The organism is Teichococcus rhizosphaerae, assembly GCF_002631185.1.
In the GTDB taxonomy this organism is placed as follows: Bacteria; Pseudomonadota; Alphaproteobacteria; order Acetobacterales; family Acetobacteraceae; genus Pseudoroseomonas; species Pseudoroseomonas rhizosphaerae.
Map to the genome: position 1 here is coordinate 44,225 of NZ_PDNU01000030.1, position 9,060 is coordinate 53,284.

Below are 9,060 nucleotides of genomic sequence, written 5' to 3' on the forward strand. Positions count from 1 at the left end.
CGCTGAACGGAATTACGTTCCATTTTATTGACGACCGAGTATGCGCCCCCCGTGTGGTCCGTCAAGCCATGCGGGGGCCCCTCGACAGCAACCGGGCGCATCCCGATATCCGGCGCGATGGCCTGGCCCTTCGGGCCGCCCGCATTCGAGGGAGACGCTGCATGGATACCATCGCCCCCACCTATCCGGTGACGCGGACCGAGGCGGAGTGGCGCGCCCGCCTGACGCCCGAGCAGTACCGCGTGATGCGTGGCCATGGCACCGAGCGCCCGGGCAGCTGCGCCCTGCTGCACGAGAAGCGCGCCGGCACCTTCACCTGCGCGGGCTGCGACCAGCCGCTGTTCAGCACGGAGGGCAAGTTCGAGAGCGGCACCGGCTGGCCGAGCTTCGGCGCGCCGCTGGAAGGCGCCGTGGGCACCAGCCGCGACACCAGCCATGGCATGATCCGCACCGAGGTGCATTGCGCGCGGTGCGGCAGCCACCTCGGCCATGTCTTCCCCGATGGGCCGCCCCCCACGCATCTGCGCTACTGCATCAACGGCGTGGCGATGGATTTCCATCCCGCCTGAGGCGCAGGCTTGCGTCCCTCCCCCATGGGCGGAATGATGGGCCGGCAGGGTGCCGGCACAGGCGCCGCGAGGGAGGTTCAAGCATGCAGCACTGGTCGAGACGCGCGGTGATGGGCGTGCTGGCGGCATTGCCCGCCATGCGCGCATCCGCCGAAAGCTGGCCCACCGGCCCCATCCGCATCGTCGTGCCCTTCGCGCCCGGCGGCTCGACCGATGCCGTGGCGCGGCTGGCGGCGCCCGGGCTGCAGCAGCGCCTGGGCGTGCCGATCGTGGTGGAGAACCGCAGCGGCGCGGCGGGCAGCATCGGCACCGACGCCGCCGCCAAGGCGCGGCCCGACGGCCAGACCTGGCTGCTCACCTTCGATTCCCACGCGGTGATGCCGGTGCTGGTGCCGAACCTGCCCTTCGACATCCAGCGCGACCTCGCCCCCGTCACGCAGATCGGCCACGCGCCCTATGTCGTCGCCTGCCAGCCGGGCAAGCCCTATCGCAACCTGGCCGACGTGCTGGCGGCGGCGAAGCGCGGCGGCGTCACCTTCGGCTCCACCGGCAACGGCACCATCGGCCATCTCGCCATGCTGATGCTGTCCGGCCGCGCCGGCGTGACCATGACCCACCTGCCCTATCGCGGCGGCGGGCTCGCGGTGAACGACGCCGTGGCCGGCCATATCGACATGATGATCGGCAGCAGCGCCCTGCTCGCCCCGCACATCGCCGCGGGCTCGCTGCGGCCGCTGCTGCAACTGGGCGAGCAGCGCCTGGCCGGGCTGCCCGAGGTTCCCACCGCGGCGGAGGCGGGCTTTCCTGGCCTGACGGCCGTGGCCTGGTGGGGCGTGTTCGCGCCCGCCGGCACGCCGGCGCCGGTCATCGAGCGCTTCCGTGCCGCGCTGGTCGAAACCTACCGCGAGCCGCGCATCGCGACGCAGTTCGCCGAGGTGAACCAGGCGGAGCTGGTGCTCTCCGAGCCGGCGGCGCTGGCCCGCTTCGTGAGCGGCCAGATCGACAGCTGGGGTAAGGCGGCGCGCGACAACAACGTCCGGCCGGATTGAAGGACGGGCGCCAGGGCGTCCGTCCCTGGCGCCACGCTGCCTGCCCTGCGCGAGCGGCTGGTGCCGCGAAGTGCGGCGCGGGCTGTTCAAGGGGGGCTAGGCTGGCCGAGGAGGGGCTCAACCCATAGGATCGCCGCTGCCGTGGAGGCGCGGGAGGCTTCCGAAGCGTTCCCTCAGAAGGTGACGAAGAAGCCGATCACGGCCGCCCAGATCAGGAAGGAGAAAAGAAAGCCGATCATCAATCCCCGCGCCGGCGAAAGCTTCTCGGGATTGGCGACGCGCAGCCTCTTCAGCCGGACGGGAAGGATTCCCCGGCGAGGATCAGGAAGATCGTTCGGGTGAATGTTTGTCCGAGATTCCATCTCTCTGACCCGGCTCTAGGCGTTCAGGTTGGCGGCGAAGCCTTTTGTGAGCTTCATTTGCAGGACCGACATTGTTCTTCGATCTGTTCTGAAATCTCACAATTAGGTTATATGCTTTTTGGCATTGAGGAAAGAGGGTAAATCTATCTCCAGTGTCTGCCCTTCTCCCCTGACAACCTGAAATTGCGGCTCGGGTTCCCGAATCGCCCCCTCGTGAAGTGGCGCCGCTCAACCGCTGAGTGCGCGTGCCGCCTCCATTGCCAGCGGCGCCATGCGGCGGCGGAAGGATGCCTCGTCCCAGTCCGACAGCGAGGCGGCGATGTGGATGGCGGCCACCGGCTGTCCGTCCCGGTCGCGAATGGCCGCCGCCAGCACGATCTCCCCGAGCAGACCTTCCTCGCAGGCCAGGGCATGACCATCCGCCCGCGCTTCCGCGATCTTCGCCCGCAGGCCCGGCAGGTCCGTGACGGTGCGGGGCGTGAGCGGCCGGCGGTCGGAGCGCGCCAGGATGTCCTCCACCGCCTCATCCGCCATCAGCGCCATCATCGCGCGGCCTCCGGAGGAGCAGAAGGCGGGCAGGCGGCGGCCCACCAGCGTGGCGAAGAAGGTTTCCCGCTTGCTCTGCAGCCGCACCGCATAGACGATGCTGAGGTCGTCCAGCAGGCTGAGGTCCACACGCTCCTGCGTGGCGCGGCGCAGCTCCATCAGCGCCGGCGTGGCGCGCTCCACCAGCGGGTGCATGCGCAGGAAATCGAAGGAGCGGTCCATCAGCCGCAGGCCCGGGCGCAGCCCCCGCCCGCGCGGATCGGCCTCCAGGTATCCGAGGTGGCGCAGGGTGTGGCACAGGCGCTGCGCCGCGCTTTTGTCCACCCCGGCATGATGCGCGATCTCCGCCAGGGAGAGCGGCTGCGGGTTGCGGCCGAAGGCCTCCAGCACGCGGAAGGCCCGCTCCACCGCCTGGATGTAGAGCCGCTGATCCGGCCCTGCGGCCTGTGCCGGCGCCGCCTTTGCCTTTGACATGGCCGGAAAACTCCCCTTAGCTTTTCGACATAATTCGGTCGTATCGTTAACCAATACGGAGGCGGCGGCAATGGCAGGATGTTCGGGCGTTCCGGCATGAGCGCCGGCCGCTTCGCGGGGCGCATCGGCGTCGTCACCGGGGCTGCCTCCGGGCTGGGCCGCGCCACGGCCGAGGCCCTTGCCCGCGAGGGCGCGCGCCTGCTCCTGTTCGACCGCGACGGGGATGGCGTCGCCCGCACCGCCGCCTCCTGCCCTGGCGCCGAATGGATGACGGGGGACGTGACCCGCGCCGCCGATCAGCAGGCCCTGGCCGGGCGGGCCCGGGCGCTCGGGCCGGTCACGCTGGTGGCCACCGCCGCCGGCATGCTGGGCCCCACCAGGCCGGTGACCGAGCTGGAGGAGGCGGAGTGGGACCAGCTCTTCGACGTGAACGTGAAGGGCACCTGGCTCACCCTGCGCGGCCTGCTGCCGCTGCTGCGGGAAGCGGGGGGCGGCGCCGTCGTCACCTTCGCCTCCGCCGCCGGTCTCACGGGCTCCGCCACCATGCCCGCCTACTCCGCCAGCAAGGGCGCGGTGGTGATGATGAGCCGCAGCATGGCCCTGGCCCATGCGGCGGAAGGCATCCGCGTCAATTGCGTCTGTCCCGGCTCGATCGAGACGCCGATGCTGGAGCGCACCTTCGCCGGCGCCGGCACGTCCGAGGCCCGTGCCCGGCGCGAGGCCGAGTTCCGCGCCCGCCACCCGCTGGGCCGCTTCGGCCGGGCGGAGGAGGTGGCGGAAAGCGTGCTGTTCCTGCTCAGCGACGCGGCCAGCTTCACCACCGGCGTGTGCCTGCCCGTCGATGGGGGCCGGCTGGCCTGAGCCGGCGGATGGGCGGCCGGGCGGCCGCGCGCCACCGGGCAACGGAAAACGAGAGGAAACCGGCATGATCGACAAATCCGTCCGCTGGCCTGGCGGCGCGCGCATCGCCGTGATGCTGACCTTCGACTTCGACGCGGAAACGCTGTGGCTCTCGCGCGACCCGGCCAATGCGCGGCGCCCCGGCACGCTGAGCCAGGGCACCTATGGCGCCAAGGTGGGCGTGCCGAAGATCCTCGAGCTGCTGCGCGACGAGGAGGTCAGGGGCACCTTCTTCGTCCCCGGCTGGACGGCCGAGCACCATGCCGGCCGCGCCGAGATGATCGTCGCCGGCGGGCACGAGGTGGCGCACCATTCCTATTCCCACGCCTGGATCGATCCCGACTTCCCCGAGAAGGAGGTCGAGGAGATGGAGAAGGGGCTGGAGGCGCTGAAGCGCGTGCTCGGCGTGGTGCCGCGCGGCTACCGCTCGCCCGCGGGCGAGTCCAGCGACAACATGCTGAACCTGCTCCAGAAGCACAACTTCCTCTACGACAGCTCGCTGCTCGACGACGTGGTGCCCTACCGCCTCACCCTGCCCGGCGGCGGCAGCGGGCCGGTGGAGCTGCCCTGGCACTGGAGCACGGACGACGCGCCGCACGCGCTGTTCTCCATCAAGTCGCCGCGCCCGATCTTTCCCAACAGCCACCTGCTGGAGATCTTCCAGGACGAGTTCCGCGAGATCCACCGCTGGGGCGGGCTGTTCAACCTGGTCATGCACCCGCAGATCATCGGCCGCCCCAGCCGCATCGCCCTGCTGCGCGAGATGATCGGCTGGATCAAGGGCTTCCCCGATGTGTGGTTCGCCACCGGCACCGAGGTGGCCGAGGCCTGGATCGCCGCGCATGACGCCGCCTGACACCAACCGCGAGACCGCCATGACCGCCTCCACCTACGACCCCGCCACCTTCCGGCCGATGACCTTCCACGATGCCGTGCCGGGCTTCCTGGAAGGCCGCGACACCCCGCGTGCCTATCTGGAGCGCTGCCTGGAGGTGATCGCCGCGCGCGAGCCGGTGGTGCGCGCCTGGGTGACGCTGAACGAGGAAGGCGCCCGCGCCGCCGCCGATGCCGCCACGGCGCGCTACAAGGCCGGCCGTGCCCTTTCGCCGATCGACGGCATGCCCGTCGGCATCAAGGACATGCTGCAGACGAAGGACATGCCGACCGAGCAGGGCACCCCCCTGTTCAAGGGCGCGCAGACGAAGATGGACAGCGCCAGCGTCGTGGCGCTGCGGCAGGCGGGCGCGGTGGTCCTGGGCAAGACGGTGACGACGGAACTGGGCATGTCCCATCCCGGCCCCACCACCAACCCCTTCAACCCCGACCACACGCCGGGCGGCTCCTCCTCCGGCTCGGCCGCGGTGATCGGCGCGGCGATGGTGCCGGCGGCGCTGGGCACGCAGGTGGTGGGCTCCATCATCCGCCCCGCCGGCTTCTGCGCCAACACCGCCATCAAGCCGACCTTCGGCGCCATCCACCGTGGCGAGCGGCTGGCCTTCAGCCAGAGCCATATCGGCGTGCATGCCGGCTGCCTGGAGGACATGTGGCGCGTCACCTACGAGATGGCGCAGCGCTCGGGCGGCGATCCGGGGCATCCGGGCCTGTTCGGCGAGGCGGCGCCGCGCCCGCCGCTGAAGCCCGGCCGGCTCATCGTCATGGAAAGCGAGGGCTGGGCGCAGACCGACCCGCGCACCGCCGAGGCCTTCGACCGCGTGCTGCGCCAGCTGCGCGATGCCGGCGTGACGCTGCTGCGCCGCCAGGACAGCCCGCTGATCGAGGCCTTCGAGCAGGCGATCGGCGACAGCCTCGCCCTGTGCCGCGACCTTTGCGGCTATGAGCTGCGCTGGACGCTGGAGAACCTTGTCGAGCGCTTCCCCACCGGCCTCAGCGACAGCATGATGTCGCGGCTGGAGCTGGCGCGCGGCATGACGATCGACGACTACCGCCTGGCCCTCCAGAAGCGCGAGATGGCGCAGCAGGCCTTCGCCGCCCTCGCGCCGCTGGCCGACGGGCTGGTCAGCCTCAGCTCCGTGGGCCCCGCGCCGCTGATGGAGAACAAGGCGAAGGATTCCGGCGTCACCCACACCACCGGGCTGCCGGCCTACAACGCCGCCACCTCGGTGCTGGGCTCGCCGGCCATCACCCTGCCGCTCATCGCGCTGGACGGGCTGCCGGTGGGCGTGCAGGTGATCGGCCAGCGCCACGCCGATGCCGTGCTGACCGCGCTCGCCCAATGGGTGACCGCGCAGATCCGCCCCGTGGCGATCTGACGCTTGGGGCGGCGGAAGCCCCCTTGCCTCCGCCGCCCCTCCCGTGACAATGCGGCCGCAAGGCCCGCCAGCAACGGGCCGCGAGGAAACGACCGATGTTCACGCGCCGCGCTCTCGGCAGGGCCACGCTCGCCCTGTCCCTTCCTTCCCTTGCCGCCCCGCGCCTGACGGCCGCCCAGGAAAGCGCCAGCTTTCCCGCCCATGCGGTGACGATGGTGGTGCCCTGGGCGGCGGGCGGCTCCACCGACGCGGTGGCCCGCATCCTGGCGGCACGCCTCACCCAGGACACGGGCCGGAGCTTCGTCATCGACAACCGCGCCGGCGCCAACGGCACGATCGGCTTCTCCTCCGTGGCCCGCGCCCGCCCGGACGGGTACACGCTGCTGGTCGGCACCATCAGCACCTATGCCATGGCGCCGCATCTCTACAGCCTGCCCTATGACCACGAGCAGGCCTTCGCCGGCATCGGGCTGATCGCCGCGCAGCCGATGATCCTGGTGGTGCCGAAGACCTCCCCGGCGCGCAGCCTCGCCGAGTTCGTGGCGCTGGCCAGGCAGCCGGGCAGCACCATGACCTACGCCAATTCCGGCACCGGCAGCTCCACCCACCTGGCCACCGAGCTGTTCCTGCAGGCGGCCGGGCTGCGGCTGGGCGATGTCGGCTACCGCTCCGGCGCCCAGGCGGTGCAGGGCACCCTGCAGGGCGAGGTTTCCATGGTCATCCAGGCCGCCTCCGGCCTGCTGCCGCTGATCCAGGCCGGGGAGCTGCGGCCGCTCGCCATTTCCTCCGCCGGGCGCAGCGCCGTGGCGCCGGAGATCCCCACCTTCCGCGAGCAGGGCTTCCCGGATTACGAGGCGGTGGAGCACATCGCGCTGCTCGCGCCCGCCGGCACGCCGCCCGAGATCGTGTCGCGCCTGCATGCCCTGACCCGCGCTGCCATGACCGCGCCCGAGACGCGCGAGCGCCTGGCCGCGCTTGCCGTGACGCCGGAAACCCAGACCCCGGCGGAATGGCCCGCTTATCATGCCGCCGAGAACGCCAAGTGGCGCGCGGTGATCAGGAGCCGCAACATCACCGTGCAGTAAGGGGGCCGCCGCCGCGCCTCGCTGGCGCGGCGGCGCCGGGCTCAGGCCTCGTCCTCGACGGTGTTGACCAGGGTGCCGATGCCCTCGATCTCGATCTCCACCCGGTCCCCGCCCTTCATGAAGACGGGCGGCTTGCGGGCGTAGCCCACGCCGCTCGGCGTTCCCGTGGCGATCACGTCGCCCGGCTCCAGCGTCATCGCCTCGGACAGGATGGCGATGATGCGGGGGACGGGGAAGATCATGTCCGAGGTGTTGCTGTCCTGCATGGTCTCGCCATTGAGGCGGGCGGTGATGCGCAGCGCGTTCGGCCCTTGCGGCAGCTCGTCCGGCGTGACGATCTCGGGGCCGAGGCCGCCGGTGCGGTCGAAGTTCTTGCCCATGCCCCACTGGGTGGATTTGCGCTGGTAGTCGCGCACCGAGCCCTCGTTCATGCAGCTGTAGCCGGCGACGCAGGACAGCGCCTCGGCCTCGCCCAGATGCCGCGCCCGCCGGCCGATGACGACGGCGAGTTCCGCCTCGTAGTCGAACTTCTCCGACACGCGCGACCGCAGCAGCGCCTGCCCGTGCGCGGCGAGCGAGGTCGGGCCGCGGAAGAACACCGCCGGGTAGTCGGGGATGGGATTGTTCCCTTCCTTGGCGTGCAGCGCGTAGTTGAGGCCGATGCAGATGATCTTGCCGGGGCGCGGCACCGCCGGCAGCAGCCTCATGCCGGCCAGCGGGCGGCGGGGCGCGCCGTGCAGCCGGGCGGCCAGGGCGGGCGCGCCTTCCGGCAGGCCGAGCGCGGCCAGGGCCAGCAGCGGGTCCCGCGGCAGGCCCGGCACCGCATCGGCCAGCAGCACCACATCCTCTCCCAGCCGGGCGCCCAGCGCCGGGCCGCCCTCATGCTCGATTGCCACCAGGCGCATCCCGCTCTTCCTTCCTGCCGCCGGGCCGAGCTTTCATCGGCGCGCCCCCGCCGTCAACTCGGCCGCTCGCCCGGAGGGGCGCTTGCGCCCCGCTTCGCGATGGCCATGATGCGGGTGCCATGCACATCACCGCTCCCCCGCCCCGCGCGCCATGATCCCGTTCCAGCCCGCCCCGGCGCGGCTTCCCCCCGGCGAGCGCATCTACGCGGTGGGCGACGTTCATGGCTGCGCCGAGCGGCTGCAAAGGCTGCACGCGCTGGTGGCCGAGGATCTGGCTGCCCGCCCCCCGGCGCGGGCGGTGCTGCTGCACCTCGGCGACTATGTGGACAAGGGCGAGGACAGCGCCGGCGTGCTCGACTGGATGAGCCGGCCCAACCCCCTGCCCGCCGCGCGGATCGACCTGGCCGGCAACCACGAGGCGGCGATGCTGGCGGCGCTGGACGGCGCCCCGGGCGACGTGGCGGACTGGCTGTGGTGTGGCGGCCGCCCCACCCTTGCCAGCTACGGGCTGCCGGCCGAGGCGGGGGCGGAAGCCTGGCGCGCCGCCATCCCGCCCGCGCATCTGGGGTGGATGCGCGGCCTCGCGCGCTTCCACCAGGCGGGGGGATACCTGTTCGTGCATGCCGGCATCCGGCCCGGCCTGCCGCTGGAGGCGCAGGCGCCGGAGGACCTGATCCGCATCCGGCAGCCCTTCCTGTCCAGCGAGGCGGCGCATGGCGCGGTGGTGGTGCATGGCCACACCGCGCGGGCGGAGCCCGAGATCCGCCACAACCGCATCAACCTGGACACCGCCGCCTGGTCCGGCGGCCCCCTCACCTGCGCCGTGCTGGAAGAGGACCGCATCGGCTTCCTGCGCGCCTGAGCCACCGCCACGGGGCCGGGTGCCTCCAGGCGCGGCGC

The 9,060-nt window shown here is 71.8% G+C and carries 10 protein-coding genes; 7 read left to right on the plus strand and 3 right to left on the minus strand.

What is annotated here, in order from left to right; all coding sequences use genetic code 11:
- Positions 1-161 precede the first annotated feature (161 nt).
- Together msrB and CR162_RS14660 are read left to right on the plus strand one after the other, a co-directional pair.
- A complete protein-coding gene (msrB, locus tag CR162_RS14655; RefSeq protein ID WP_099096283.1) occupies positions 162-569 on the plus strand; it encodes a peptide-methionine (R)-S-oxide reductase MsrB in 408 nt (135 codons plus the stop codon).
- Between the two features lie 83 nt (positions 570-652).
- Complete coding sequence (locus CR162_RS14660; protein WP_218014904.1) at positions 653-1,618, plus strand: tripartite tricarboxylate transporter substrate binding protein; 966 nt, start codon at positions 653-655, stop codon at positions 1,616-1,618.
- A gap of 173 nt (positions 1,619-1,791) precedes the next feature.
- On the opposite strand, the gene CR162_RS14665 is transcribed toward CR162_RS14660, so the two are convergent.
- On the minus strand, positions 1,792-1,980 hold the full coding sequence (locus tag CR162_RS14665; protein WP_099096285.1) for a hypothetical protein: 189 nt from the start codon (positions 1,978-1,980) through the stop codon (positions 1,792-1,794).
- A 228-nt stretch (positions 1,981-2,208) separates the two neighbouring features.
- Positions 2,209-3,000, minus strand: coding sequence for an IclR family transcriptional regulator (locus CR162_RS14670; protein ID WP_099096286.1), 792 nt, complete (start codon positions 2,998-3,000; stop codon positions 2,209-2,211).
- 96 nt (positions 3,001-3,096) lie between these two features.
- Here CR162_RS14670 and CR162_RS14675 point away from each other — a divergent pair, with 96 nt between their 5' ends.
- The 4 genes from CR162_RS14675 to CR162_RS14690 all read left to right on the plus strand — a co-directional run bounded on the left by CR162_RS14675 (position 3,097) and on the right by CR162_RS14690 (position 7,255).
- Positions 3,097-3,861, plus strand: a complete 765-nt coding sequence (locus tag CR162_RS14675) for an SDR family NAD(P)-dependent oxidoreductase (RefSeq protein ID WP_099096287.1) — start codon at positions 3,097-3,099, stop codon at positions 3,859-3,861.
- Between the two features lie 64 nt (positions 3,862-3,925).
- Positions 3,926-4,756 (plus strand): polysaccharide deacetylase family protein, encoded by an 831-nt coding sequence (locus CR162_RS14680; protein WP_099096288.1) that lies wholly within the window; start codon positions 3,926-3,928, stop codon positions 4,754-4,756.
- Positions 4,743-6,170, plus strand: coding sequence for an amidase (locus CR162_RS14685; protein ID WP_245870381.1), 1,428 nt, complete (start codon positions 4,743-4,745; stop codon positions 6,168-6,170). Before CR162_RS14680 ends, CR162_RS14685 begins: the two co-directional genes overlap by 14 nt.
- Positions 6,171-6,265: 95 nt before the next feature.
- On the plus strand, positions 6,266-7,255 hold the full coding sequence (locus tag CR162_RS14690) for a Bug family tripartite tricarboxylate transporter substrate binding protein (protein WP_099096289.1): 990 nt from the start codon (positions 6,266-6,268) through the stop codon (positions 7,253-7,255).
- A 41-nt stretch (positions 7,256-7,296) separates the two neighbouring features.
- Here the strand turns inward: CR162_RS14690 and CR162_RS14695 are convergent, their stop codons facing one another.
- Positions 7,297-8,160, minus strand: coding sequence for a fumarylacetoacetate hydrolase family protein (locus tag CR162_RS14695; RefSeq protein ID WP_099096290.1), 864 nt, complete (start codon positions 8,158-8,160; stop codon positions 7,297-7,299).
- Positions 8,161-8,311: 151 nt separating this feature from the next.
- Between CR162_RS14695 and CR162_RS14700 the strand changes: the two genes are divergently transcribed.
- Complete coding sequence (locus CR162_RS14700) at positions 8,312-9,022, plus strand: metallophosphoesterase (protein ID WP_099096291.1); 711 nt, start codon at positions 8,312-8,314, stop codon at positions 9,020-9,022.
- Positions 9,023-9,060: the final 38 nt, after the last annotated feature.

Bases quoted from the DNA above. Each gene is read 5' to 3' on its own strand.
- msrB (WP_099096283.1), top strand. From the start codon at position 162: ATGGATACCATCGCCCCCACCTATCCGGTGACGCGGACCGAGGCGGAG.
- CR162_RS14660 (WP_218014904.1), top strand. From the start codon at position 653: ATGCAGCACTGGTCGAGACGCGCGGTGATGGGCGTGCTGGCGGCATTG.
- CR162_RS14665 (WP_099096285.1), bottom strand. From the start codon at position 1,980: ATGGAATCTCGGACAAACATTCACCCGAACGATCTTCCTGATCCTCGC.
- CR162_RS14670 (WP_099096286.1), bottom strand. From the start codon at position 3,000: ATGTCAAAGGCAAAGGCGGCGCCGGCACAGGCCGCAGGGCCGGATCAG.
- CR162_RS14675 (WP_099096287.1), top strand. From the start codon at position 3,097: ATGAGCGCCGGCCGCTTCGCGGGGCGCATCGGCGTCGTCACCGGGGCT.
- CR162_RS14680 (WP_099096288.1), top strand. From the start codon at position 3,926: ATGATCGACAAATCCGTCCGCTGGCCTGGCGGCGCGCGCATCGCCGTG.
- CR162_RS14685 (WP_245870381.1), top strand. From the start codon at position 4,743: ATGACGCCGCCTGACACCAACCGCGAGACCGCCATGACCGCCTCCACC.
- CR162_RS14690 (WP_099096289.1), top strand. From the start codon at position 6,266: ATGTTCACGCGCCGCGCTCTCGGCAGGGCCACGCTCGCCCTGTCCCTT.
- CR162_RS14695 (WP_099096290.1), bottom strand. From the start codon at position 8,160: ATGCGCCTGGTGGCAATCGAGCATGAGGGCGGCCCGGCGCTGGGCGCC.
- CR162_RS14700 (WP_099096291.1), top strand. From the start codon at position 8,312: ATGATCCCGTTCCAGCCCGCCCCGGCGCGGCTTCCCCCCGGCGAGCGC.